The sequence below is a fragment of the Amycolatopsis sp. NPDC051903 genome (assembly GCF_044452505.1).
In the GTDB taxonomy this organism is placed as follows: Bacteria; Actinomycetota; Actinomycetes; order Mycobacteriales; family Pseudonocardiaceae; genus Amycolatopsis.
The window spans coordinates 144492-169303 of the sequence record NZ_JBITBT010000018.1 but is presented as its reverse complement, the minus strand read 5'-3'; the positions used below and the strand labels follow the sequence as shown (position 1 = coordinate 169303).

The 24812-nt window shown below is 71.6% G+C and carries 24 protein-coding genes; 9 read left to right on the top strand and 15 right to left on the bottom strand.

Annotation, left to right across the window (positions count from 1 at the left end; translation table 11 throughout):
- Positions 1 to 98: 98 nt before the first annotated feature.
- Together ACIA77_RS31050 and ACIA77_RS31045 are read left to right on the top strand one after the other, a co-directional pair.
- The gene (locus ACIA77_RS31050) at positions 99 to 1313 is read left to right on the top strand and encodes a cytochrome P450 (RefSeq protein ID WP_395889558.1); all 1215 of its coding nucleotides are present in this window, start codon (positions 99 to 101) and stop codon (positions 1311 to 1313) included.
- Positions 1314 to 1338: 25 nt separating this feature from the next.
- Entirely contained in the window at positions 1339 to 2580 is a 1242-nt protein-coding gene (locus tag ACIA77_RS31045; protein ID WP_395889557.1) for a flavin-dependent oxidoreductase, read from the top strand.
- A gap of 45 nt (positions 2581 to 2625) precedes the next feature.
- On the opposite strand, the gene ACIA77_RS31040 is transcribed toward ACIA77_RS31045, so the two are convergent.
- Positions 2626 to 3438 (bottom strand): IclR family transcriptional regulator, encoded by an 813-nt coding sequence (locus tag ACIA77_RS31040; protein ID WP_395889556.1) that lies wholly within the window; start codon positions 3436 to 3438, stop codon positions 2626 to 2628.
- A gap of 112 nt (positions 3439 to 3550) precedes the next feature.
- On the opposite strand from ACIA77_RS31040, the gene ACIA77_RS31035 reads away from it, so the two are divergent.
- Positions 3551 to 4111, top strand: coding sequence for a MarR family winged helix-turn-helix transcriptional regulator (locus ACIA77_RS31035; RefSeq protein WP_395889555.1), 561 nt, complete (start codon positions 3551 to 3553; stop codon positions 4109 to 4111).
- 7 nt (positions 4112 to 4118) lie between these two features.
- Here ACIA77_RS31035 and ACIA77_RS31030 read toward each other — a convergent pair whose 3' ends face one another.
- The 3 genes from ACIA77_RS31030 to ACIA77_RS31020 are packed head-to-tail and all read right to left on the bottom strand — an operon-like array spanning position 4119 to position 6837.
- Positions 4119 to 4892: a maleylpyruvate isomerase family mycothiol-dependent enzyme gene (locus ACIA77_RS31030; protein ID WP_395889554.1), complete on the bottom strand. Its 774-nt coding sequence runs from the start codon at positions 4890 to 4892 to the stop codon at positions 4119 to 4121.
- Complete coding sequence (locus ACIA77_RS31025; RefSeq protein ID WP_395889553.1) at positions 4889 to 5722, bottom strand: fumarylacetoacetate hydrolase family protein; 834 nt, start codon at positions 5720 to 5722, stop codon at positions 4889 to 4891. The genes ACIA77_RS31030 and ACIA77_RS31025 overlap by 4 nt, the downstream gene beginning before the upstream one ends.
- The gene (locus ACIA77_RS31020) at positions 5719 to 6837 is read right to left on the bottom strand and encodes a cupin domain-containing protein (RefSeq protein ID WP_395889552.1); all 1119 of its coding nucleotides are present in this window, start codon (positions 6835 to 6837) and stop codon (positions 5719 to 5721) included. The genes ACIA77_RS31025 and ACIA77_RS31020 overlap by 4 nt, the downstream gene beginning before the upstream one ends.
- Before the next feature lie 83 nt (positions 6838 to 6920).
- Between ACIA77_RS31020 and ACIA77_RS31015 the strand changes: the two genes are divergently transcribed.
- A complete protein-coding gene (locus ACIA77_RS31015) occupies positions 6921 to 7676 on the top strand; it encodes an IclR family transcriptional regulator (protein WP_395889551.1) in 756 nt (251 codons plus the stop codon).
- Positions 7677 to 7726: 50 nt separating this feature from the next.
- Here the strand turns inward: ACIA77_RS31015 and ACIA77_RS31010 are convergent, their stop codons facing one another.
- Together ACIA77_RS31010 and ACIA77_RS31005 are read right to left on the bottom strand one after the other, a co-directional pair.
- Positions 7727 to 9433 (bottom strand): MOSC domain-containing protein, encoded by a 1707-nt coding sequence (locus tag ACIA77_RS31010; protein ID WP_395889550.1) that lies wholly within the window; start codon positions 9431 to 9433, stop codon positions 7727 to 7729.
- The gene (locus tag ACIA77_RS31005; RefSeq protein WP_395889549.1) at positions 9433 to 9564 is read right to left on the bottom strand and encodes a hypothetical protein; all 132 of its coding nucleotides are present in this window, start codon (positions 9562 to 9564) and stop codon (positions 9433 to 9435) included. Before ACIA77_RS31005 ends, ACIA77_RS31010 begins: the two co-directional genes overlap by 1 nt.
- 108 nt (positions 9565 to 9672) lie before the next feature.
- Here ACIA77_RS31005 and ACIA77_RS31000 point away from each other — a divergent pair, with 108 nt between their 5' ends.
- Positions 9673 to 12429 carry an AAA family ATPase gene (locus tag ACIA77_RS31000; RefSeq protein ID WP_395889559.1) on the top strand — a complete coding sequence of 919 codons (2757 nt, stop codon included), beginning with the start codon at positions 9673 to 9675 and terminating at the stop codon, positions 12427 to 12429.
- A 108-nt stretch (positions 12430 to 12537) separates the two neighbouring features.
- Here ACIA77_RS31000 and ACIA77_RS30995 read toward each other — a convergent pair whose 3' ends face one another.
- The 6 genes from ACIA77_RS30995 to ACIA77_RS30970 form a co-directional block, all read right to left on the bottom strand.
- Positions 12538 to 13743, bottom strand: coding sequence for an FAD-dependent oxidoreductase (locus tag ACIA77_RS30995; RefSeq protein ID WP_395889548.1), 1206 nt, complete (start codon positions 13741 to 13743; stop codon positions 12538 to 12540).
- A gap of 1 nt (position 13744) precedes the next feature.
- A complete protein-coding gene (locus tag ACIA77_RS30990) occupies positions 13745 to 14341 on the bottom strand; it encodes a PadR family transcriptional regulator (RefSeq protein ID WP_395889547.1) in 597 nt (198 codons plus the stop codon).
- A 215-nt stretch (positions 14342 to 14556) separates the two neighbouring features.
- Positions 14557 to 15042, bottom strand: a complete 486-nt coding sequence (locus tag ACIA77_RS30985; RefSeq protein WP_395889546.1) for a substrate-binding domain-containing protein — start codon at positions 15040 to 15042, stop codon at positions 14557 to 14559.
- A gap of 31 nt (positions 15043 to 15073) precedes the next feature.
- A complete protein-coding gene (locus ACIA77_RS30980; protein WP_395889545.1) occupies positions 15074 to 16171 on the bottom strand; it encodes a sugar ABC transporter substrate-binding protein in 1098 nt (365 codons plus the stop codon).
- 333 nt (positions 16172 to 16504) lie between these two features.
- On the bottom strand, positions 16505 to 16870 hold the full coding sequence (locus ACIA77_RS30975; RefSeq protein WP_395889544.1) for an STAS domain-containing protein: 366 nt from the start codon (positions 16868 to 16870) through the stop codon (positions 16505 to 16507).
- A 442-nt stretch (positions 16871 to 17312) separates the two neighbouring features.
- Positions 17313 to 17861: a TetR/AcrR family transcriptional regulator gene (locus ACIA77_RS30970; RefSeq protein ID WP_395889543.1), complete on the bottom strand. Its 549-nt coding sequence runs from the start codon at positions 17859 to 17861 to the stop codon at positions 17313 to 17315.
- Positions 17862 to 17951: 90 nt separating this feature from the next.
- On the opposite strand from ACIA77_RS30970, the gene ACIA77_RS30965 reads away from it, so the two are divergent.
- Positions 17952 to 19112 (top strand): MFS transporter, encoded by a 1161-nt coding sequence (locus tag ACIA77_RS30965; RefSeq protein ID WP_395889542.1) that lies wholly within the window; start codon positions 17952 to 17954, stop codon positions 19110 to 19112.
- 14 nt (positions 19113 to 19126) lie between these two features.
- Here the strand turns inward: ACIA77_RS30965 and ligA are convergent, their stop codons facing one another.
- Positions 19127 to 21118 carry an NAD-dependent DNA ligase LigA gene (ligA, locus tag ACIA77_RS30960; RefSeq protein ID WP_395889541.1) on the bottom strand — a complete coding sequence of 664 codons (1992 nt, stop codon included), beginning with the start codon at positions 21116 to 21118 and terminating at the stop codon, positions 19127 to 19129.
- Positions 21119 to 21269: 151 nt separating this feature from the next.
- Entirely contained in the window at positions 21270 to 21524 is a 255-nt protein-coding gene (locus tag ACIA77_RS30955; protein WP_395889540.1) for a hypothetical protein, read from the bottom strand.
- A gap of 226 nt (positions 21525 to 21750) precedes the next feature.
- Between ACIA77_RS30955 and ACIA77_RS30950 the strand changes: the two genes are divergently transcribed.
- Positions 21751 to 22203 carry a hypothetical protein gene (locus ACIA77_RS30950; protein ID WP_395889539.1) on the top strand — a complete coding sequence of 151 codons (453 nt, stop codon included), beginning with the start codon at positions 21751 to 21753 and terminating at the stop codon, positions 22201 to 22203.
- A 3-nt stretch (positions 22204 to 22206) separates the two neighbouring features.
- On the opposite strand, the gene ACIA77_RS30945 is transcribed toward ACIA77_RS30950, so the two are convergent.
- The gene (locus ACIA77_RS30945; protein WP_395889538.1) at positions 22207 to 22608 is read right to left on the bottom strand and encodes a VOC family protein; all 402 of its coding nucleotides are present in this window, start codon (positions 22606 to 22608) and stop codon (positions 22207 to 22209) included.
- 170 nt (positions 22609 to 22778) lie between these two features.
- On the opposite strand from ACIA77_RS30945, the gene ACIA77_RS30940 reads away from it, so the two are divergent.
- Both ACIA77_RS30940 and ACIA77_RS30935 read left to right on the top strand, forming a co-directional pair.
- Positions 22779 to 23378 (top strand): helix-turn-helix domain-containing protein, encoded by a 600-nt coding sequence (locus ACIA77_RS30940; RefSeq protein WP_395889537.1) that lies wholly within the window; start codon positions 22779 to 22781, stop codon positions 23376 to 23378.
- A 134-nt stretch (positions 23379 to 23512) separates the two neighbouring features.
- Complete coding sequence (locus ACIA77_RS30935; protein ID WP_395889536.1) at positions 23513 to 24808, top strand: MFS transporter; 1296 nt, start codon at positions 23513 to 23515, stop codon at positions 24806 to 24808.
- The last annotated feature ends 4 nt before the right edge of the window (positions 24809 to 24812 follow it).

Genomic DNA, 24812 nt, shown 5'->3' with positions numbered 1-24812 from the left:
TGCCAACGGCGACGCCATGCAAGCCATACCCGGAGCCCCAGGGCCCACCGATCCTACGAATGACCAGTTCAGACCCAACAAAGAAGGTAGGACACGCCATGCCTGCCACCCTCCCCTCGCTCGACCTCGACCCCTACTCCGACGACGTCCTGCGTGATCCGGCCGGATTCCACCGCGCGCTGCGCGCCGCCGGACCGGTCGTCCGGGTCCGGCAGAGCGAAGGCCTCGACCTGGTCGCGCTCGGCCGCGACAGCGACGTCCGCGCCGTGTTCGACGACCCCGAGCTGTTCGTCAACAGCCGCGGCGGCGGCGTGCTCGATCTCGCCCGCGACGAACCGTTCCGCGAACCCGGGCTGTTGCAGGAGAACGACCCGCCCGGCCACACCGCGATCCGCACCGTGATGTCCGAGGTCATCTCGCCCCGCCACGTGCGCAAGCTGCGGCAGCAGTTCCAGCGGGCCGCCGACGAGCTCGTCGACCGGCTGCTCGACCTGCGGAGCTTCGACGCGCAGACGGAGTTCGCCGAGGCGTTCCCGGTGAAGGTGGTGCCCGACGCCGTCATGGGAGCACCGCACGAAGGTCGCGGCAACCTGTTGCGCTACAGCGTGTTCCTGTTCGAATCGATGGGCCCGCGCACTCCACGTGCCCGCCGGGTCCTCGGCGACCTCGGCGACGTCGACGCGGCGATCGGCTGGGTGCGGGACAGCTGCCTGCGAGAGAACGTCTCGCCCGACAGCTTCGGCGCGCTGATCTGGGCCGCCGTCGACCGCGGCGAGCTGACCGAGGCCCAGGCCCCGAACCTCGTGCGATCACTGGTGGGTGCGGGCGTCGACACCACGATCCACAGCCTGGCCAACACCCTCGCCCTGCTCGTGCACCACCCGGACCAGTGGGCGCTGCTGCGGGCCCGGCCCAGTCGCGGAAAGTTCGCGTTCGACGAAGCCCTGCGCGTGGACACCACGGTCCGCCAGATCTTCCGCACCCCGGCCCGCGACACGGAGATCGGCGGCATTCGCGTCCACGAAGGACAGAAGATGATGCTCGTCCTCGGCGCCGCCAACCGCGACCCCGAACGCTGGGGTGACACCGCCGGCGACTTCGACCTCACCCGCAACGCCGGCGGTCACGTCGGGTTCGGCCGTGGCATCCACCAGTGCGTCGGCGCGCCCATCGCGCGTCTCGAAGCGGACGTCCTGCTCACCACCTTCGCCACCCGGGTCGCCGCCGTGGAGCTCGACGGCGAACCCGAACGCCTGCTCAACAACACCTTGCGCGGCTGGGCGTCCCTGCCCGTCCGCATCACGCCGGCCTGACCGGCCTCATCCGAGGAGAACACCCGTGCAGAACCGCCCTGACGTCCTGCTGGCCGGCGCCGGCATCGGCGGGCTGACCCTGGCCCTGCAACTGCACCGGGCCGGCATCCCGTGCCGCGTTCTCGAAGCGGCACCGCAGCTCGCCCCGCTGGGCGTCGGCATCAACATCCTGCCGCACGCGGCGCGGGAGCTGCACCGGCTCGGCCTCGGTCCCGCTCTGGACGCCGCGGGCGTGCGGACCCGCGAATCCGTGTTCTACAACCGGTTCGGCCAGCTCATCTACGCCGAGCCCGCCGGCACGTCAGCGGGCTACGGCTGGCCCCAGTACTCCATCCACCGCGGTGATCTGCAGCTGCTGCTGGCCGACGCCGTCCGCGATCGGCTCGGGCCCGACGCGATCGCCCTCGGCCACCGCCTGACCGGCTTCGAGCAGGACGGCCACGGGGTCACCGCCGCCGTAGAGACTCCCGCCGGGACCACCCGCACCCGCGCCGACGTGCTGATCGGCTGCGACGGCGTGCACTCGGTCGTCCGCAAGCAGCTGCACCCCGGCGAGGAGGGCCTGCGGTACTCCGGCTACACGATGTGGCGCGGAACCACTCTGTCGGAGCCCTTCCTCAGCGGTGCCAGCATGGTCCGCGCCGGCTGGCTCGCCACCGGCAAGATGGTCGTCTACCCGATCCGCGACAACGTCGACGGCAGCGGCCGGCAGCTCGTCAACTGGGTGGCCGAACTCGAGACCCCGCAGCGCAGCGACCGCGACTGGAACCGCGAAGGGGCGCTGGACGACGTGCTCGCGCCGTTCGCCGGCTGGCGCTTCGATTGGCTCGACGTGCCCGAGCTGATCCGCGGCGCCGACCGCGTCCTCGAATACCCCATGGTCGACCAGGAACCGCTCGAGCGCTGGAGCTTCGGTCGCGTCACCCTGCTCGGCGACGCGGCCCACCCCATGGTTCCCCGGGGATCCAACGGCGCCGGCCAGGCCATCCTCGACACCCGCGCGCTCACCGACCGGCTCGTCGAGATCGACGACCCGGTGCGGGCCCTGGCCGCCTACGACACCGAACGACGCGAAGCGACCGGCGAAGTCGTCCGCCTCAACCGCACCAACCCGCCGGACGCGATCCTGCGCGAGGTCTACGAACGGACCGGGGACCAACCGTTCGACCGCATCGAAGACGTGATCAGCACCGACGATCTCGCCGCGGTGCTCAACCGCTACCGCGACGTCGCCGGCTACTCGCACGAAGCGTTGCGAGCGCGCTGACGAACACCGGTCGGGCCGGCGAGTGCCGGTCCCACCGGGTCCGGTTCACCCGGCAACGGCGCCGGGAACCGGCTCGCTCCGAGCGGCACCCCATTCGCGCCGAACCCGCTCGGCTGCCAGCGACAGCGCTTCGACGAACGACGGAAGCCGGTGCGCCGTCCACCCGCTCGACGCACACGCGACGGCGATCCCCGCCACCGCTTGACCCGCGTCGTCGCGAACGCACGTCCCCACGGCCACGATCCCGGGGCCGCTCTCCTCGAAGTTGAGGGCGTAACCCTGCTGGCGCACGACGGCCAGCGCGCGCTGGAGGTCTGCCCTGCGCGCGATCTCGGAGCCGCGCGGCGCGGGGAGCCCTCGCGGATAGAGCGCCTGGAACGCGGCCGGTGACAGCTCGGCGAGCAGCGCCCGGCCGATCGAATTGCTGTGCGCCGGCATCAACATGCCCACGCGGGAGCCGACCCGGTGCGACCCGGGGGCCTTGGCGCAGTCGACGAACCGCGTTCCGTTGCCCTCGAGCACCCCGAGGTGGCACGTCTCTCCGACGCGTTCACTGAGCTCGACCAGGCTGGGCCGGACGAGCTCCGTCAGCCCGGGCCGGACCACGCCGGGCCGGCCGAGCCGGGTGAAAGCGGGGCCGGGCCGGTAGATCTTGCGCGCGTCCTGCACGACGAACCCCCGCTGCAGCATGGCCGTCAGCAGCCGGTGCGCGGTCGACCGTGCGACGCCCAGATAGGCCGCCACGTCCATGACCCGCAGGTTCTGCTTCTCCCCGAGCAGTGTCAGCGTCCGCAGCGCGTTGTCGACAGACGCGATCGGCAACGCTTCGCCGGTGAGGGAGATGTTCTTGGTCGTCATCAGGACTCCTTTGTCGCGCGAACGAGTCCGACCAGCAGACTTCCGTGGAAGTAAGCTTCCAAGGAAGGTAACCTAGGATGGGAACGCGGTCAAACAACGGAAAGGTGCCGGCTTGTCCACGACGCCCCCCACCACGCCTGCCACCAGCTCGCTGCCCCAGGCCGAGCCGGGGCCATCCGTCGACGACCTGGCGCGCCGGTGGGCCCGGGAACTGCCCGACCTCGACCTGGGCCCGTTCCTGGTCGCCGGGACACTGCAACGGCTCGCGCTGCACGTCGACCGGGGCTTCAGCGCGATCAGCCGGAGCTACGGGATGGGCACGGGCGATTTACGGATTCTGCTGGCGCTGCGCCGTTCCGGTCCGGCGTACGCCCTGAGTCCGACGACGTTGTTCCGGCAGCTGCTGGTCACCTCCGGCGCGGTGAGCAAACAGGTGGACCGGCTCGCGGATCTCGGCATGGTCGAGCGCGTGGCCGATCCCGCACAGCTGCGCGGCGTGCTCATCCGGCTGCTGCCCCGCGGCCGGGAGGTCGCCGACGACGCCATGCGCCGGATCTCGACGTCGTTCTGCTCGCTGGAGTCGCTGAGCGAGGAGGACATCGCGTCGGCGCTGGCCGCGCTGAGCACCCTCCGGCGGGCGATGGAGGGTGACAGCGCGAACGAGCCGGAGTAGCCGCCGGTCAAAACCAGCGGGGAAGGGCGGGCAAGGCGCTGTCCGCACTCACCCCGGCGCTCCCCCGGCCCGTCAGCCAGCGGACGAGTTCGGGGACGGCACCCGACACCACGGGTCCGCCGTCGCCGATGGTGAGGGGCTGGCGGCCGGGTGCGGCGAGGACCAGGTGCACCGGTTCCTGCCGCCGCTGCCAGGCCCCCAGCACGTCGGCCAGCACCGCGTCGAGCAGTTCGGGCGGGAAGTCGCGGGGGCTGCCGCCGTGGTCGAGGTCGAGGGCGTGCAGCCAGACCTCGCGGGTGCGCATCCACGCGGTCTCGCGCGCGGGCACCAGTCTTCCTTGTGCCGTGCGGATTTCGGCGTCCCAGGCGGTGTCGGGCAGGTCGCGCCACTCGACGTCGAGGTGGGTCGCGGCGTGGGCGAAGAGGCTGCGCAACGCCCGGGCCGGCAGGGTGGCACCGGCTTCGATCTCGGCTGCCCGTTGCCGCGGCGAGGAGTACATCGGGGTCTCGACGCCGCTGCGCGCCCACGCCAGCAGCCGGGTCAGGGCGCGGGCGTTGTAGCCGACGTGGGCGATCACGTGCCGCCGGGACCAGCCCGGCAGCAGGCTCGGCCGGTCGAGCTCGGCGTCGGAGAGCTCGCCGAGCTTGCGGGCGAAGTAGGCGGTCCCCCGGCGGGCCCAGCGCAGCTCCCGGCCGGGCGCGTGGGGTGAGTCGTACCGCGCGCCCGGGCCCTGCCGTTCCCGCAGGGCCGCCCGCGCCGCTTCCTCCGGGGTGACGCTCATGCCGCGCCGGCCACCTTCTCCTCTGCCACCGCGTTGACCAGCTCGCCGATCCCGTCGACGCGGGTGGTCAGCGTCTGCCCCGGCGCGAGGTACCGCGGTGGTTTCCGCGCGTGGCCCACCCCGCCGGGGGTGCCCGTCGCGATGACGTCGCCGGGCTGCAGCGTGACGATCGTCGAGATGTAGCGCACCAGCTCCACGGCGCCGAACACGAGGTCGTCCACGGGGGTGCGCTGCAGTTCCTCGCCGTCGAGGGAAGTCACCAGCTGCGCGTCGGCGGGCAGCTCGTCCGGGGTGACCAGCACCGGACCCAGCGGCGTGCTGTTCTCCCACGTCTTGCCCTGGAACCACTGCGCCGTGCGGTACTGGTAGTCGCGCATGGTGACGTCGTTGAGCACCGAATACCCGGCGATCGCCGCCCGCGCCTCCTCGGCCGACGCGCGGCGCACGCGCGAGCCGATGACGACGGCGAGTTCGCCCTCCCAGTCCACCGCATCCGACTCGGGCGGCAACCGGATCTCGTCGCGCGGCCCGATCAACGCCTCGGGGTACTTGGCGAACAACGTCGGGAACTCGGGCAACTCGCGGCCCATCTCCAGGATGTGGTTGCGGTAGTTCAGCCCCACGCACACGATCTTGCCCGGGCCCGGCACCACCGGCGCCAGGTCGGCGCCGGCGAGCTCGTGCCGGGCACCGTCGGCGGCCGCGGCGGCCTCGAGCCCACCCTCGCGCAGGAGCGCGCCGACGTCGGCGAAGCCGGTCTCGATCGCCGTACCGCCCTCGACCCGCACGGCCGTGGTCGTCCCGCCGAGGCGGATGGTCGCCAGCTTCACTGGGGTGCTCCTTCGAGGTGGGTCCGGTTGAAGTGCAGACGCTCCATGATCGGAGCGTCCGAGAAGCGGAACAGGTCGAACGGCGTCTCCGCCCGCAGCGACCACGAAACCCAGGACGGCACGACGAACAGGTCGCCCTTGTCCAGGCTGTGCTCGGTGCCCTCGAGCACCACGTGGCCACGGCCCTCGAAGACCTGGAACACGCAGGAGCCGACCTCGCGCCGCGCCGGAGTCGCCGTACCGGCGCGCAGCCGGTGGAACTCCGCGCGGATGGTCGGCATCACGTCGCCACCGGTCGTCGGGTTGACGTAGCGCACGGCGGCGTGGCCCTGCTCGACGGTGGCCGGCCGGCCCTCGTCCTCGAGCAGCAGCTGCTCGGTCAGGGCGGCGTCGGTGTGTTCCCACCGGTAGGCGCCGATCGGTGAGGAGACGGTGTTCTGCAGGCCCGACAGCGGCCGCAGACCGGGATGACCCCAGAGCCGCTCGCTGCGCGAAAAGTTCGGCGTGGCGTCGTCGGTCACCCGGTCCGAGCCGAACTCGAAGAACCCGACGTCGGCGTAGTGGGAGAACGGGATGTCCAGCCCGTCGATCCACGCCATCGGCTGGTCGGTTTCGTTGTGGTGCCCGTGGAAGTGCCAGCCGGGGGTGAGCAGGAAGTCGCCGCGCGACATCCGGACCGGGTCCCCGTCGACGACCGTCCAGACCCCCTCACCCTCCACCACGAACCGGAACGCGTTCTGCGAATGCCGGTGCTCGGGCGCGGTCTCCTTCGGACCGAGGTACTGGATGGCCGTCCACAAGGTCGGCGTGGTGTAGGCACGGCCGGGCAACCCGGGGTTCGCCAGCGCGATCGCCCGCCGCTCGCCACCCCGCCCGACCGGCACCAGATCCCCCGCCCGCTGCGCCAGCGGGTACAGCGCCGACCAACGCCACACGTGCGGGACCGCCTTCGGCCGGGGGTGCATCGGCATCAGGTCGTCGATCTGCGTCCACAACGGAATGAGATGAGCGGACTCGAAATCCTCGTACAGCCCGGCCAGCTCAGGGCTGTCGTCCTGGCCCATCTCGTTCACGACGGTGCCGTGCTCGACCGCCTGGTCCGTCTCCGGCGTCATGGTTCCTCCCGGGGTCAGCTGCGCTCCCGGGCGAGCCTAAAGAGAAACTTCCGCTGAAGGCAAAGTCGACGTACGGTTTTTCTGTGGAGCGGAATAACGACGCCTACCGCATCGAGACGGTGGACCGGGCGCTGACGTTGCTGACCCTGCTCGCGGAGCGGCGCCAGGTGACGGTGACCGACGCGGCCCGGGAACTGGACGTGGCGGCCTCGACCGCGCACCGGCTGCTGTCGACGTTGTGCCACCGGGGTTTCGCCGTCCGCAGCGACAAGCGCAAGTACAGCCCCGGCCCGGAGCTGACCCGGTTGGCCGCCGGTGCCGCGCCACCGCTGACCGATCGCGTCCGCCCGTACCTGGAGCGGCTCTACGAGCAGGTCGGCGAGACCGTGCACCTCATGGTCCGCAGCGGGCCCGACGTCCGGTTCGTCGACGGGATCGAAAGCCGCCGGCCGTTGCGGGTGGGCCTGCGCACCGGGGCGCGGATGCCGGCGTACTGCACCTCCGGCGGCAAGGCGATGCTCGCCGAACTCGAACCGGCGGAGCTCGCGGCGCTGCACGCCGACGGGCTGACGCCGTGGCCGGGCGAGAAGATCCACAACGTCGCCGCCTTGCGCAAGTCGCTCGGCGCCGTGCGCCGCAAGCACTTCGGCGTCAACCACGACGAGAGCGAGCCGGGCGTCACCGCGATCGGCGCCTCCATCGGGCACGTCGACACCCAGCACGCCGCACTCGTCGTCGCCGTGCCCACGGCCCGCTTCGCCGTCACCGACATCGACCGCATCGCCGCCCTCCTGCAGCAGGTGTGCGGCGACGTGCGGGAGACGCTGGGGACGTCGTGAGCTGTCCGGAAGCCTCGTCGGTGCAACGAATCCTGCTCGCGCCGGGGCTTTCACATGTCCAGGACGAGGTCGGCGCGCGGGGTGGAGCAGCACAGCAGCGCCTGGCCCGCGGCCGGTGGCTCCAGCGGTGCCGGCGCGTAGTCGACGGCGCCCGAGAGCACAGGGGTGAGGCAGGTCTGGCAGACGCCGGTGCGGCAGCTCCAGCGGGCGGGCACGTCGCAGGCTTCGGCGAAGTCCAGCAGGCTGCCGCCGGGGAACGGGGCGGCGACGCCGCTGCGGGCGAAGGTCACGACCGGTCCGGTGCCGGGCGGTCCGGCCGGCGGGTGCGGCGGGCGGGTGGCCTGTCCGACCAGCCCGGGGTTGATGGCGTCAAGGGCGGTGAACAGTTCGGTGTGGATGCGGGCGGCGTCGAGCCCGGCCGCGGTCAGCGCGGCGGTCATGTCGCTCATGAACGGGGCCGGCCCACAGACGTAGGCGGTCGCGTCGGCCGGGATGGCGAGCTCGGCCAGCGCGTCCTTCGTGAGCCGTCCCTCGCGGGCACCGACCAGCCCGCGTTCGGCCTCCGTCGCGCGGCTGTAGAACACGTGTGAGCAGCCCTGTCGCAGGGAGGCCACCAGTTCGGACGCTTCGTCGGCCAGCGGGTGCTCCCCCGGCCCGCGCGCGCCGTGGATCCACCACACCTCGCGTGAACTGCCGCGCGCGGCGAGGTCGTACAGCATCGCCAGCACCGGCGTGACACCGATGCCCGCCGACACCAACAACACCGGGCCGGTGCCGTCGCGGAGCACGAAGTCGCCGCGAGGAGCCGCGACGTCCAGCTCCGCTCCGGCCGGCACCCGGGTCGTGAGGAAGGTGCTCGCCACGCCCTCGCGTTTGACGCTGATCCGGTAACCGTCCGACCCCGGCTCGGACGAGAGCGAGTAACTGCGCACCGGCGCCGGTTCAGCGGCCCCGGCGACGCGGACCGTGAGGTACTGGCCCGGGCGCGCCGCGGGCAGCACACTGCCGTCCTCGGCGTCGAGGTAGACCGACGACACCGTGGCGCTCTCCGGTTCCACCGAGGTGACCCGCAGCCGCCGGAACCCGTCCCACGCGGGCCCGGCCGGCTCGGAGCCGGCGGCCAGCAGGTCTTCGAACGACTGCCGCCACCCCGGGCTCAGCGCCGGAATCCCCGCCGCGACGCGCAGCTTTCCGGTGTCCTTGCCGGGCAAGTACAACAACGCGTCGGTGTCCGCAACGCTCAGCGCACCGGGTCCGGTGCGGGTCTTCACGATCTCATCACCGGCCGCGACGTGCCCTTCCCACAGCACCCGGAAGTAGAACCCGGGCCGGTGGTGAGCCACCAGCAACGCCGGCAACTGCGGCTCCCCCATCCGCAGACCGACGCGATAACACGTCACCCGCGGCTGCGTCACCTCGAACTCGGCCTCACCGATGCGATACCGATCCCCGATGCACACCTCGTCATCGGCCAGGCCCTCGACCGTGAAGTTCTCCCCGAACGACCCGAACTCCAGCCCCGCCCGGCCGAAATGCCGCTCCCAATGCCGATACGCCCCGAGCTGGTACACGAACACCGCCCGCTGCTCACCACCGTGCCCGGCCGTGTCCCCCTGCCCGTCCCCGTCGATGTTGAGCCGCCGCACCATCGCCGGCCCCTCGACCGGACGCTTCCACACTCCCGTGTGGACAGTCCTGCCCCGCCAGGACACGTCCTCCGGCATCCCGACGTTGACCGACAACACCCTCGCGGACATCACGGCGCCTCGTCGAGAGTCAGGTCGAGCGGCGGCTCGGCGAACGGTATCCGTTCGGGCAGCGGATCCAGGACGAGGAAGCGCCCGGCCGAGCCCGGCGCGAGCGGCCCTTGCTGCCAGGACAGGCCCATCGATTCGCTCCTTCCGACATCGGTGCACGGTCCACTCTGCTTCCCGGGCCACCCAGGCCGCATCCGCCAGTGGCCAGCCATCCGGCGAGGTACCGTGTCCCGGTGCGGATGCCGTCGGACACGTCCGGTGCGCGGCGCGGAGCGGGACTGATCGGCCGGCGCGCCGAATGCGCAGTGCTCGACGCACTGGTGAACGACGTTCGCGCGGGCCGGAGCCGCACCCTGGTGGTGCACGGCGAACCCGGTATCGGCAAGACCGCGTTGCTGGAGCACCTCGCCGGTGCGCCGGGTTGCCGAGTGGTGCCGGGCGGCGGTGTCCAGGCGGAAATGGAAGTCGCGTACGCCGGGCTGCACCAGGTGTGCGCACCGTTGCTCGGCCACCTCGGCGAGCTGGCGGAACCGCAACGCGCGGCACTGGGCGCGGTGTTCGGGATCAGCGCCGGGCCGGCGCCCGACCGGCTGCTGGTGAGCCTCGCCGTGCTGAGCCTGTTCTCCGCGGCCGCCGACCACCGGCCGTTGCTCTGCCTCATCGACGACCAGCAGTGGCTCGACCGGACCTCGGCGCAGATCCTCGCTTTCGTCGCGCGACGGCTGGGCGCCGAAGCCGTCGGCCTGGTGTTCGCGACCCGCGAGGCCGGCCGCGACCTCGCCGCGCTGCCCCGCCTGCGCGTCGACGGCCTGCGCCCCGCCGACGCCCGGGCGTTGCTCGACGACGTGCTCCCGGGCCCGATCGACGCCCGGGTGCGCGATCAGCTCGTGGCCGAGACCGACGGAAACCCGCTCGCGCTCCTCGAACTTCCCCTCAGCCTGACTCCGGCCGAGCTGGCCGGCGGGTTCGGGCTCCCGGGCGCGACACCGTTGCCGGGCAGCGTCGAGGAGGCGTTCGGCCGGCGGTACCGCGCACTCGCCGAGCCAGCCCGGCTCGTGCTGCTCACCGCGGCGAGCGACCCGTCCGGTGATCCTTCGCTCGTCTACCGCGCGGTCGCCGGGCTCGGGATCGAAACCGGCGCGGCGACAACGGCGCACGAAGCGGGGCTGGCCGACTTCGGTGCGCGGATCCGGTTCCGCCACCCCCTCGCGCGTTCCGCGGTCTACCACTGCGCGCCGCCGGCCGACCGGCTCCGCGTGCACCGCGCGCTCGCCGAAGTCACCGACCCACGGGCCGACCCCGACCGCCGCGCCTGGCACCGCGCGCGGGCCGTTCCCGGACCCGACGAAGAGGTGGCCGCCGAACTGGCGCAGTCGGCGGATCGCGCGAAGGCCCGCGCCGGCCTCGCCGCGGCGGCCGCGTTCCTGCAGCAGGCGGCCACCCTGACTCCCGGCCCTGAACGACGGGTGGATCGAGCGCTGTCCGCGGCTCAGGCCGAACTGGCGGCCGGCGCGCTCGACGCGACCGTCGACCTGCTCGTCCTCGCCGAGGCCGGGCCGGCGAACGACTTCCAGCAGGCGCAGGCCGACCTCGTCCGGGCGCGGCTGGCCTTCGTCACGAATCGCGGCAGCGACGCGCCCCTCTTGCTGGTGAACGCGGCTCGGCGGTTGGAATCCGTCGACCCAGGCCTGTCGCGGGCGACCTACCTCGACGCGCTGCTCGCCGCGATCTTCGCCGGGCGCCTCGCGGGACGCGGCGGGGACCTGCTGGAAGTCGCGCGGGCCGCGGGCGACGCGCCGCCGTCGCGAGACGACCGGCGCGGGCCCGACCTCCTGCTCGACGGCGTGGCGGCGACCGTCAACCACGGCTACGCGGCCGGGCTCCCCGTTCTCCGTGAAGCCGTGCGGGAGTTCGGAGCCGGCCTGACCGTCGAGGAAGAGCTGCACTGGCTGTACCTGGCGAGCATCGTCGCGCTGCGGATCTGGGACGACGGCGCGTGGGACACGCTGTCGGCCCGGCACCTCCGACTAGCCCGGGACACCGGCGCACTGAGCGAACTCCCCCTCGCGCTGACGTCGCGTTCGTACCTGCTGCTGTTCTCCGGCGACCTCGTCGGCGCGGCATCGCTGAGCGACGAGGTCCGCGCCATCGAGGAGCTGACGGGCAGCAACCTCGCCCCCTACGGCGCGCTGGCCCTGGCCGCGTTCCGCGGCGACGAACCGGTGGCGCGAACCGTGATCCGCGACGCCGTCGGCGACGTGACGAACCGCGGCGAGGGAGTCGGCATCACGTTCGCCGAGTGGGCCACGGCGGTGCTGTGCAACGGGCTGGGCCGCTACGGCGAAGCGCTCGAAGCCGGGCTGCGCGCCGTCGAATACGACCACGACCCCGGGCAGCTGATCTGGGTGTATCCCGAGCTGGTCGAGGCTGCCGTGCGCAGCGACCACCACGACCTCGCGCTCGACGCTCAGGCCCGTCTCGCCGCGATGACGACTGTCTGTGGCAGCGACTGGGCTCTGGGGATTCAGGTGCGCGGCGAAGCCTTGCTGGCCGAAGGAAAAGCAGCCGGGGACCGCTACCGCGAGTCGCTCGAACACCTCGGCCGCACGCGGATGCGCGTCCAGCTCGCCCGCACCCACCTGCTGTACGGCGAATGGCTCCGCCGGGAACGCCGGCACCTCGAAGCGCGCGAGCACCTGCGCACCGCCTACGCCCGGCTCGAGGCCACGGGCATCGGCGCCTTCGCGGACCGGGCTGCCCGCGAATTGCGCGCCGCGGGCAGCACCGTCCGCAAGCGCGTCGACGCCTGCCGCTTCGACGAGCTGACCGCCCAGGAAACCCAGATCGCCGCCATGGCCCGCAACGGCCTGTCGAACCCGGAGATCGCGACCCGCCTGTTCATCAGCGCCCACACCGTGCAGTACCACCTGCGCAAGGTGTTCGCCAAGCTCGGCGTCACCTCACGCGCCCAGCTCGCCCAGGCGCTGCCGCGCTGAACTCCCCCGCGGTGCGTTGAGGAACTGCCGAACTCCTCCGAGCGGTCGGCGTGATCGACCACGCGTCGGATTCCTGGGGGCCCGGTTCGAGGCCCGGCCCCCGGGCGGTCAGGCGGCGACCGGTGCCGCGGTGACCGGGGCGTTCCAGTCGATCGCGTAGCCGGTCAGCCAGGCCGACTTCTCCGGTTTGGCGAACAGCTTCATCGCCACCGGGAAGAGCAGGTCGCGCAGGACGCGGCCGAAGGCGCTCGCCGTTTTGCCGCTGTTGGTGCGTTCGGTGTCTTTCATGACGCGGTCGATGCGCGGCCGGCGCAGGGATTCGAACGCGGCGAAGGCTTCGGCCGCGGTCGGGAGGTCGCGCAGGCAGCGGGCCAGCTCCACGGCGTCCTCGAGGGACAGGGACGCGCCCTGGCCGGAGCTCGACGAGGGGGCGTGCGCCGCGTCGCCGATGAGCGTGATGCGGCCGCGGTGCCACGTCGGAACGTGCGGGAGGTATTCCGACGCCGCGGTGAGCACCAGTTCCTGCGGGGTGACGGCGTCGATGATCGACGTGACGGGTGAGTTGTCTTCGGCCGCGAGTTCGCGGAAGCGGCGCAGCCATTCGGCGTTCGGCGTCCGCTGCATCTGCGCGACGGTCAGGGGTTCGGCGCTGGGCAGGTTGATCCACCAGAGGGCGTCGCCGTCGTCGAAGACCTGGTAACCGAAGAAGGCGCGCTTGCCGAACACCATGTGCGTCTCGCCGTGGGTGGAGGGCAGGCCGGTGCCGCGGGCCCAGCCGCCGGCGCTGTTGAGGCCGGTGAAGCTCGGCTCCGGGGCGTTCGGGTCGAGCTGGGTGCGCACGGTCGAGCGGATGCCGTCAGCGCCGATGAGCACGTCCGCCCGGGCGCTGGTGCCGTCGGCGAAGTGCGCGGTCACGCCGTCGGCGTCCTGCTCCGCGCGGACCAGGCGTTTGCCGTGCTCGTACCGGATGCCGCGCGAGATGGCCTCGTCGTAAACGTTGCGGTACAGCTCGGCGCGCGCGACCGTGCGCGCCCCTTCGACGGGGAAGGTCGCCAATCTTTTGCCGGTACTGCTGCGTAACACCATGCTCGTCATCGGGACGCCGATGTCGTCGACCACGTGGCCGGCACCGAGCACCTCGAGCGCGCGCCGGCCGTTGGGCGCGATCGACAGGCCGGCGCCGACCCCGTCGGCCGTCCGCGCGTAAGCCTCGTAGACGGCCGCTTCGATCCCGGCCCGTTGCAGGGCCATCGCGGCCACCGGGCCCGCGATCCCGCCGCCGATGATCAGGGCCGTCGTCACCTTGCCGGTCATGTCACTTCTCCTCGTGGAACTCGCGCCACATCCGGCCGTAGCCGTCGGGCTGGTTGATTTCCTCGATGAACCGCCGGACGAAGTCCAGCTCCGTGGTCAGCATCGCGACCCGGAACTCCTCCTCGATCAGGAACAGCCGGCTGACCCCCTCGGCCAGCGAGCGGTCGATGACGCCCTGCGCCTCGGCGAGCTGCTCGCCCAGCGCGTCCGCCCGGATGCGCAGCCGCGGCACGACCTCGCTCGGCGGCAGACCGGCGACCAGCGACAACGCGGTGATGAAGCTCGGGTACTCGCGTTGCGGCTGCTCGATCAGCTCACACAGCCAGTCGCGCAGTTCGGCCCGGCCCGCGTCGGTGAGCGCGTAGACCGTGCGCTCCGGCCGGGAGCCGTCCCGCTCGGTTTCCCGCGGGGCGACGAACCCCGCCTTGGCCAGCTGCTGCACGACCATGTAGAGCGAGCCGTGGTTGTACTTGATGGACCGCTCATCGCCGTTCGACTTCAGGGTCCGCCCCAGCTCGTAGGGGTGCATCGGCTGCCGGCTCAGGTACGCCATCACCGCCAGGCCGAGCAGGTTGGACACCTTCCGCCGGGTCGCCATCTCGTCCTCCGCAGTCCGTTCCGGTCCGTACGGCAACTATCCAGTATCGACTAGTCAGAGTCAACTAGTTGGCGTCAACTATTTCGATCGGCGACACAAGGTGACAACTTCCGAGGAGCAGTTCAGGGGGTCAGGGAGTACGGATCCCGCCGACGTGTGTCCACATGGGACACGGGGTCGACGAAGCAGGGCTGGGAAGCCGGATCAGCCGGCCGTCAGCAGCGCGATGCGTTCCTGCACCGCGGCGGCAGCCAGTGCCGGATGGTCGTGGGGTCGACCACCACGAGCGCGATCCCGTCGGCGCCCTGCGCGATCGCCTGCTGGACCGCCGCTTGGGCCGAGTTGGTCGTGCCGTCGCCGTAGACGACCTTGACCTCCATCCCGGCCGCCTTCGCCGCCGCGGCGGCTCCGTCGGAGATCCCCTGGAGGAACGGCACCCGCGCGGCGTTGATGATCCACAACGACTTGCCGGCGGCCGACGACATGCCGAACGGACCGAGCATCTTCAGCTTCGGTTCCTTCAGCATCGAGTCGCGCAGGCGCCCGGCATTCGAAACACACGAAGTACGAGCCTGGTCGGACATCGTGACCGCGCTGTCGCGTTCGCCCGCACCGCAGCCGGCGAGTCCCAGCGCGACGGTGATCGCCACGAATCCCGGTGCGGTTCTGCGCCGAAGCGAACCGCTGCTTCTCTTCACCATTTCCGGCACCTTTCCCGTCGTCGATCGACCGCTATTTCCACGCCGCCGTGTACGCCTGCTGAGCCCGGGTGAAGCTCGGCCAGATGTCGCCGTTGGTGGCGCCGATGTCGCTCGCATCGACCATGCGCGTGGGAATGGTGAGGGTGACGGCGTCCTTCTCCCCGAGCATGAGCCGGCCCTGCTGGTCGATCACCTGCCAGCCGATGGCTTCGTTCGGCGCGAAAGCGAAGTCGGCGACCACGTGCGTGTTTCCCTTGCGCAGCCCGTCGAGGTTGTCGTCGAGGCCGTCGTGCGTGAGCACCCGGACGTGGTCGTTTCCGCGCAGCCCAGCGTCGACCTCGGGGACCGACGAGCCGATGATCGCGAAGATGTAGTCGAGATCCGGGTTGCGCCGCAGATCCGTCTGCACCTCGGCGGTCAGCGTGCTCGCGAAGTTTCCGTAATCGAGATCTTTCAGCTCGAAAGCGCAGTCCGGGCAGAGTTCCCGGTACTCGGCCTGGAAGGCCTTGGCTCCGGCGGAGGTGATGGACAGCGCCGAGGGCGAGTACATCAGGGTGTTCGCGGAGCACTTCGAGTCGACCATGATCCAGCCGGCCATCGCCGCCATCTCGGCGGGCACGTCGTAGCCCAGCTGACCGGCGACACCGGGACGCAGGGAATCCTGGACGCTGCGGTTGCCGACGTCGGTCACGACGATGCCGGCCTTCGAAGCCTGGTCGACCGAAGCCTGGATCGTGCCGGGATCGACCGCCACGAGCGCGATGCCGTCGGCGCCCTGCGCGATGGCCTGCTGCATCGCCGCCTGTGCCGAGTTGGTGGAACCGTCTCCGTAGACGATTTTCACGGACATCCCGGCCGCGCTCGCGGCGGCCTGCGCACCGTCCGACACCCGTTGCAGCAACGGCACGCGCGCGGCGTTGATGATCCAGATCGACTTGCCTTTGTTCTTCGACATTTCGAACGGCGCGAGCACCTTCAGCGGCGGCTCGGCGAGCTTGGACTTCTTCAACTCGGCCGCCTTCGCGACGCACGCCTCGAGTGCGTTTCCCGACAATCCCGCGGAGGCTTTCGGCTCACCGGCCCCGCAGGCGGCGAGGGTGCCACCGATGAGCACCACCGCGAGAGCCATTGAGCCACGTCGACAGAACATTCCGGACTCCTGGAGGGATCTTGCCGAGGCTCCGTGAATCACACCCCGGCTTACGCTGAAGCTGGGACTGCGCCCCCGCCCTCAGGGGTGCTCTCGGCTGCTTTTCCTGCATTTCTCAGGCAGGAATGGTCGGCGCCGGCAGGGCCGGTGTCGACGGCCTTCGGCATGGGCGGACGCCCGGGCACCCCGCACCCGGCGCGTTCGAGACTGTCGCACGCGATCTCCACCGGCTACGGGGTGCGAGCGCGCCGCCACCCCGTGGCAGTGCCGGTGGAAGTCACCAGGCTCGTTCGGTGGTCGAGGCGGCGCCGGTTACGCGGGACTGCCGTTCAGGGCCTGGTCGACCGTGGCGAACACGGGGATGCTCTCGCCGACGCTCACGGCGTTCAGGACCCGGCGGGTGACGCTGTCGTCGGGGCACACGAGGTGGATGCGCACGCCCCGCTCGCGGAAGTCGCGCGCGAAGCGCAGCAGCGCGCGCAGTCCCGCCGCGCTGAGCATGGACAGCGCGGTGAGGTCGAGGACCACCAGCTCCGGCGCGGGCAGCACGTCCGCGCCGGCGAACAACAGCCGGACGCTTTCGGTCGCGGTACCCCCGTCGAGCTCGCCACTGACCCGCGCGACGAGCCCCGCCGGTGTCCGAACGGTCGTGACGCTGACCGGCGATGCGGAACCCATGCTGTGGTCCCTTCCGCCCCCGCGCGAAATCGCGGCGGCTGGTGGCGCCGGGAGCACCCGGCCCACGGTCACCCGTCGAGACTAACCCCGGTCCGGCCGTCGGACCGGATGACCGGCGCCCGGAGTCTCATCCGCCGGTCCTGGCTGCACTCCGCTCGCCGCGACGTGCCTGCGCTCGAGGGAACCTCCCCCGCCGAGCGGGTTGCGACACACACCCTCGAACTGTTGAGCCGGCCGCCTGGACGCAGCGACGACGGCACCCTGCGGGCGCCCTGACCGTCCCCACCGACCGCGAATGGCTGACCGAAATCCGGACGCACGCCGAGGCCAAGGTCTGATCATGACTCAGGTGGGTCTCTCCCACGAACCAAGCGATCCCGGCTACCCGAACGCTCGACACCACAAAATCGTCTACAAAGGACGGACGACGTGGACTTCTCCGTCAGGCGATCAGCGTTTCCGCGAGCCGCTTCGCCGCCCGGAACGGCTGGGCGTCCTGGGAAACCACCGACCTGACGGTCGCGCCTTCGAGCAGGAGCATCAGCTCCTCCGCGCGGTCCGAGCCAAGTCGCTTGAGCTGGGTTTCCAGGTAGCCGTGCAGCGCGGTCTTGTGGTGGCGGACCACTTCCCGGACCGGGTCCGCGGGATCGGGGAACTCGGCGGACGCGTTGAGGAACGCACAGCCGCGGTACCCGTCGCGCGACAGCCAGGCTTCGTACGCGTCGAACACCGCCAGCACGCGCTCACGGGGGTCGTCGTGCTCAGCCGTGATGGCGTCGATCTGCTCCTGCCACCGGCGGTCGCGCTCACGCAGGTAGGCGACGACCAGGCGGCTCTTCGACCCGAAGTTGCCGTACAGCGCCGCCTTCGTCACGCCGGCCTCGGCCGCGACCGTGTCGACGCCGACCGCGTGGATGCCGTCGCGGTAGAACAGCGCCGACGCGGCCTTGAGCACCTTCGCTCCCGCGTCGCCCGGGCGAGTCCTGGCCACGTCGCCTCCGTACCGATCAGTCTAGTTGGTGAACTGCAGTGATCGTACCATGGCTTGACAACAGACAGACCTGTCTGTTTGGTGGGCGGCATGGTGACGAAGGCGAAGGAGAAGACGGGCAGGTGGTGGTCCACCGCCGCGGCCGGCGCGGGCGTGATCGCCCTGTGCTACGGGTTCGCGCGCTACGCCTACGGGCCCTTCGTGCCGCGGTTCAGCGCCACGTTCGGGCTCACGCCCGTCTCCGTAGGTGTGCTCGGCGGCCTGTCGACCGCCGGGTACGGCCTCGGGCTGCTCGTGTCGCCGAAAACGTCGGCACGGTCCGCGCGCGGCACGGTGCTGCTGGCCGGAGCCGCGGCCACCGCGGGGCTCGCGCTCATGGCCCTGGCCCCGAACGTCGCGGTGTTCGGAGCCGGGATCGTCATCGCCGGTGGCAGCGCGGGGCTCGTGTCACCCGGTGTCGCCCAGGTCATCGGCGAGACCGTCGGCCGCCGCGTCCGTGCCCGGGCGCAGACCTGGGCCAACACCGGCACCGGGCTGGGTCTCGCGGCGTCGGCGTTCACTCCCCTGCTCGTCTTCGGCTGGCCCGCGATCTGGGCGACGTTCGCCGTGCTGGGCGGGGTGCTGACGCTGATCGCCTGGCGGGCCCTGCCGCGAACCGAACCCGCCGAAGTGGTCACCGGCTCGGCTCGCGGCGTGCTGCCGCTGGTGCTCAACTCCGTCCTCATCGGGGTGACGAGCGCGCCCTACTGGACGTTTTCCAGCTCCCGGCTCACCGAATCCGGTCTCAGCCCGGCCGCCGCGACCTGGTGCTGGTTCGCCATCGGCGTCGCGGGGCTGCTCGGCGGTTCGGCGGGCCGGGTCGCCGAACGCATCGGGTTGCGCCCCACCAACCTGGCGACGTGGACGCTCGCCGCGGCCGGCATCGTCCTCCTCGCCCTGCCGGATCCGGGACTTCCCGCGGCACTGGTGTCCAGCGCGCTCTTCGGCGTCACCTACCTGGCGCTGACCGGGTTGTGCATCCTGTGGGCCTCCCGCGTCTTCCCCGCGCGGCCCGCCCGCGGCGTCACGTGGTCCTTCCTCGGGCTCGGCGCCGGCCAGACGGCCGCGTCACCGCTCGCCGGCGCCGCGGCGTCCGCCATCGGGCTGGCCGCCGTGTTCGGGTTGACCGGGCTGGTGGCGTTGCTCGCCTGGACTCAGCTCCATCCCCGCGCCGCACCGCCCTCGGCCGGCCGAGCACCCGGCGGATCGTGAAGCATCGCGCTGGGTCAGACGACGCCGGCGGCGATCAGCTGTTCCCAGATCACGCTCTGGTCCACGACCTCGACGCCGAGCTTCTCGGCCTTGGTGAGCTTGCTCGCCCCGACGTCGGCGCCCGTGATGAGCAGGTCGGTGCTCGCCGAGACCGACGCCGCGGTGGTGGCGCCCGCCGTTTCGCACAGCCGCTGGAAGGTTGGGCGGGCGACTTTCTCCCCGGAACGCGGGTCGCTGATCGCGCCGGTGATCACGACCGTCTTGCCGGCCAGGGGCGCACCCGCGACGACGGCCGGCGGGAGGTCCTCCTCGAGCACGTCCAGGGACACGCCGCGCTGCCGCAGCCGGTCGAGTTCGGGTCTGAGGCGGGTGAGGTGCTCGATCAGCGAGGCGGCGACCTTCGGCCCGATGTCCTCCACGGCCACGAGCCCGTCGACGCCGGCTTCGGCCACCAGCTCCAGCGAAGCGAACCCGGCCCGGCACAACCGCGCGGCCGTACCTTCGGACGCCATCGGGATCGCAAGGCCGATCAGCGCCCGGCGCAGCCCGACCCGGCGGCTCGCGTCGATCGACTCGATCATGCGCGTGGCCGAGACCTCGCCGATGCGGTCGAACTCCAGCAGCCGCTCCTTCGTCAGCCGGTAGAAGTCCGACGGGTGCTCCAGGATCCCCGCTTCGGCCAGCCGTTCGATCCACACGCCCCCGATCGCGTCGATGTCCGCCGCCGCGCGCGACGCCCAGTGGATCAGCCGCCGCACGGTCTGGGCCGGGCAGGCGACGTTGGTGCAGAACAGTTCCCGGCTGTTGCCCTGCTCGGTCAGCGGCTCCCCGCACGACGGACAACGCGTGGGCGCCACGATGTCCCGCTCCGCCCCCGTGCGCTTCGACGCGTCGAGCACACCCGCGACGAACGGGATCACATCACCGGCGCGCCGCACCAGCACGGTGTCGCCGATCTTGATGCCGCGGGCGCGGATCACCTCCTGGTTGGCCAACGTCGCGCGCGTGACCGTGGTCCCGCCCACGAACACCGGCTCCAGCCAGGCGACCGGGGCGATCTTGCCCGTCTTGCCGACGTCCCAGACAACATCGGCCAGCACGGTGGTCTTCTCCTCGGCGGCGAACTTGAACGCCAGCGCCCCGCGCGGTGAGCTCGAGCGGGTGCCGGCGGCGGCGTAGGCATCGCGGTCGGCCAGGCGCAGCACGGCGCCGTCCAGGTCGTAGTCGAGGTCGTTGCGCTGGTGCTCGATGGTGGTGATCACCGTCTGGGCGGCGCCGGCGTCGGCGCAGCGCCGCATGTCGGCCGCGGTGAACCCGAGCGCCCGCAGCCCGCGCTCCAGGTCGGGATCCGCACCCTCGGGGCCGGTGTCCAAGTCGAACGCGAAGAACCGCAGCCGCCGCTCGGCGACGGTGGCCGGATCCTTCGCCCGCAACGTGCCCGCCGCGGCGTTGCGCGGATTGATCAGCGGCTTGTCCGGGTGCGCGGTGTTGTAGGCCGCGAACGTCGAACGCAGCATCACCGCCTCACCCCGCACCTCGACCCGCCCCGGCGCACCGACCCGGTCCGGAATCCCGTCGGTCAGCGCCCGCACCAGCACGGTCACGTCGTCGCCGGTCGTCCCGTCGCCGCGGGTGATCGCACGCGCCAGCCGCCCCTGCTCGTAGACCAGGGCCAGCGACAGCCCGTCCAGCTTCGGCATCACCACCACCGGCTGGCCCGGAAAACGGTCGAAGAACGCCGCGACCTGCTCGGGCCGCGTCGCCTTCTCCAGCGACAGCATGGGCCGCGAGTGCCGGATCGGCGCGTGCAGCACCGCCGGCGCACCCACCTGCTCCAGCGGATTCGGGTCGGGCGCCAGCTCGGGGTTCGCCTCGATCAACCCGCGCAACTCGTCCTCGACCGCGTCGTACTCCGCGTCCGCCACCACCGGCGAACCGCGGTAGTAGGCGTCGCGCAGCACCACGACCTGATCGGCGAGTTCCTGAATCCGCTCCCGTGCGTCCACGACCCGGAACGCTACCCGCGCCCACCGACAGAACCCGGCCCGCGGACGCTCGTGTGTTCAGGTCCGTGCCGCGCCGGCACGACAGCGCGGACGTGGTGCACCCGACGACCGACGGGGACACCGTCGGCCGCCGGGCGGGTCTGCCGAGCGGTCAGCTCGCCGCGGTCAGCGTCGTCAGCTCCAGCCACATCCGGCGGTCCAGCAGGAGGTCGATGTCGGCCCAGAGCTCGCGCGCGAGATCGCGCCGGCACGACGGGGTGTCCTCGATCTGCTGGCGCAGCTGCGCGATGTGCTGGTCGACAGCAGCCAGGTCCGGGCACGGGTACTGCGTACCGGTGCGCCCGGTGACCGTGGTGAGGTCCTCGGGGTCGGGGTCCCGAGGAGACTGCTCGTGAATCGATGCCATGCAGACAGAATCGCATCGCCGGCGCTCGCGCACATTGCCGCCAGCGGCCGTTGCGCGCCCGTTGCTGGCCGGAATACCCGGGTACCGGCCAGCCGGTACCGACCGTACCTGCTGGCTGGCGGTCACCCGGTACGGCTGCCTGCAACGGGTTCGGCGAACCGGCAAGATCCACTGTGGACCACGCCGCGGTCTCCGGGCAAGCTGGAGCGGGAGGAAGGAGCCCGCGATGATCACGGACCCGACGCTCAGCCGGATCGGCGCGGCGGTGCACCGCGCGCACGCGGGCGAACGCGAAGCCGCTCGCCTGGAGTTCGCGGAGATCTGGGCCGGGATCGGCGGCGAGCACGGCGAGCCCCTGCACCGGTGCACGCTCGCGCACGCGATGGCCGACGTGCAAGACGACGCGCGCCAGGAGCTGGTCTGGGACGAGCGAGCACTCGCGGCCGCCGAACTGCTGACCGACGCGCGAATGGCGGAGGCCGGGGTGCCGCTTCCGGTGGCCGCCTTGTACCCGTCGCTGCACCTGAACCTGAGCGAGTGCCACCGCAAGCTCGGCGACCTCGACCGGGCTCGTGACCACCTCCGCCGCGCGCGAGCCGGGATCGGCGCGCTGGGCGACGACGAGTACGGGCAGCTGATCAAGCGGGGCCTGGAGCGGATCGCCGCCCAGCTGCGCTGACCGTCACGACCGGGGCGGGCCGAGCAGATCCCACCGGTTGCCTGCGATGTCCCGGAAAACCACGACCTGACCGTACGGTTCCACCCGGGGCTCGGTGACGAACTCGACGCCGGCGGCCCGCATCCGCCGGTGGCTCTCCTCGAAATCGTCCACGCGGAGGAAGAAGCCGACACGACCGGCGTGCTGGTCGCCGACCGCGCCGGCTTGGTGGTCACCGTCGGCGCGCGCCAGGAGGATCCCGGTCTCGCCACCCGGCGGGCGGACGACCACCCACCGCTTGGGCCGCCCGTCGTTGGTGAGCGACGGTGAGTCCTCGGCCAGTTCGAAACCCAGTGCGTGGGTGAAGAACGCGATCGCCTCGTCGTAGTCGTCGACCAGGATCGCCGTGAGCTGCAGGTACGCCATGGGGGCGATCCTGGCCGGGTCCGGCACGGAATCGGGGCAGAGACCGTGGTGTGTCGCCGTCCCGTCGACGGTGCCCGTCTTCACAAAGATGAAGACGACCCTTGACTCAGTGAAGGCCTTCACTATGCTGAACTCCACCAGCGATCCAGTGAAGGACGGGGGCGGCGGCCATGGCGGCAGCGGACGAGGCGAACGGGTTGCCCGGCGCGTCGATGCTGCACGTCATCGGCGGGAAGATCCGCGCCCTGCGCAAGGACCGCGGCCTGACCGTCGAGCGGCTCGGCGACCTGTCGGGCGTCTCGACCGGCATCGTGAGCCAGGTCGAGCGGGGGAAGGCGAATCCGTCGTTCTCCACGCTGGTGCAGATCGCGCACGGGCTGGGCATTTCGATCGCCCAGCTGATCGAGGACGACGGGCACCGGGAGCCCGTGGTGCGCAAGCACGAACGGCGCCGCATCGACGGGCACGGCCTGGCCGAGGACGACGGCGGTCTCTACGAACTCCTCACCCCCGATCTCAACGGCGCCCTCGAGGCCACCTGGGTGGAAACGCCGCCCGGGTACGACAGCAGCGACACGCCCTACCGGCACAACGGTGAGGAATTCGGCCTCATCCTCTCCGGCGCGAAAGACGTGTACCTCGACGGCGTCCGGCACCACCTCGAAGCCGGCGACTCCATCCGGTACGCGTCCACCATCCCGCACTGGTACGTGAACTCCGGCGGCGAAACGTGCGTCGCCGTCTGGGTGATCACCCCGCCCACCTGGTGACCACCACTCCCTGAGCACGCGACGGGCCACTGCGCCCGTCGCGCGGTCGGCCCGCGCCCACGCCGGTCCGGCTTTCCCCGCCCTGCCCTCGTGGCAGACACTCTTGCCGACCGCTTTCCCCTAAGGCGGAAACCATGGCGTCCACGTCCACCCGACCCGACCGGCAGACCGGCTCGTTCACCGCCCGCAGACCGCTGGTCGCACTCGGCCTCGGCGGCACCCTCGAGTGGTACGACTGGCAGATCTTCGGTCTCCTGTCCGCGTTCATCGGGCCGGAGTTCTTCCCCGGCCACGACCCGGTCGCCGCGACGCTCAGCGCGCTCGCGGTGTTCGCGGTCGGCTTCGCGTTCCGGCCGCTCGGCGGCGTGCTCCTCGGCCTCGTCGCCGACCGGTTCGGCCGCCGCCGCGTGATGCTCGGCTCGGTCGCCGCCATGGCGCTGGCGACGCTGGTCATCGCCGTCGTCCCCGGCTACTCCACCCTCGGCGTGGGGGCGGCGGTGATCCTGCTGATCTGCCGCATCGTGCAAGGCGTCTCCACCGGCGTCGAAGGACCGCTCGCCACGGCGTACGCCGTCGAACTCACCGCGAAGGGCCGCGAAGGCCGCGCGGCCGGGGTGATGAGCCTGTTCGTGAACTTCGGCATCCTGGGCGCCTCCCTGATCAGTTTCGCCACCAGCGCCGCGGTCGGCAGCGCCGCGATGCAGTCGTGGGGCTGGCGCGTGCCGATGGCTTTCGGTGCGGTGCTGGGGATCGTGATCGTCTACATGCGACGGCAGCTGCCGGAGAGCCTGCACGCGTCGACGGGGCAGCCGCCCGCGCAGAGCAACCGCGAGGTGTGGCGCGGGATCGGCAAGCACTGGCTGGCCCTGCTCGCGATGATCTTCGTCGTCGGAGCCGTGCAGGCCTACAACTACGCGTGGAACGTGGGCCTGCCGACCCTCGCGCGCAGTACCTACAAGGAGAACGCGACCGCGGTCTTCGCGATCACCTCCCTGCTCGGGGTGGTCCTCGTCGTCGGTTCCGTGCTCACCGGCGTGCTGGCCGACCGCACGAAGCTGTCCCGCACGTTCACCGTCACGCGGCTGCTGGCCGTGCCCGCGGTCTTCCTGATGCTGCTCTACGCGGGGCCGGGACTCGGCGGGTTCAGCGCGGTGCTGCTCGGCGGCGGTCTCGTGCTGGTGCTGAACATGACGCTCTACAACGTGGTCAGCACGTCGCTGCTGCCCGCGCCGTGCCGGGCGACCGGCGTCGGGCTCGGGTACGGCATCGGGGTCGCGCTGTTCGGCGGCACCGCGTCGTACCTGCTCGTGTGGCTCGGCCGTTACGGCTCGGGCTGGATGTTCCCCGCCTACACCGCCGCGCTGTGCCTGATCAGCGTGGCGCTCTATCTCGCGGCTGTGCGCCGCACCGGAATCTACGCCGGCGAGTGAGGAG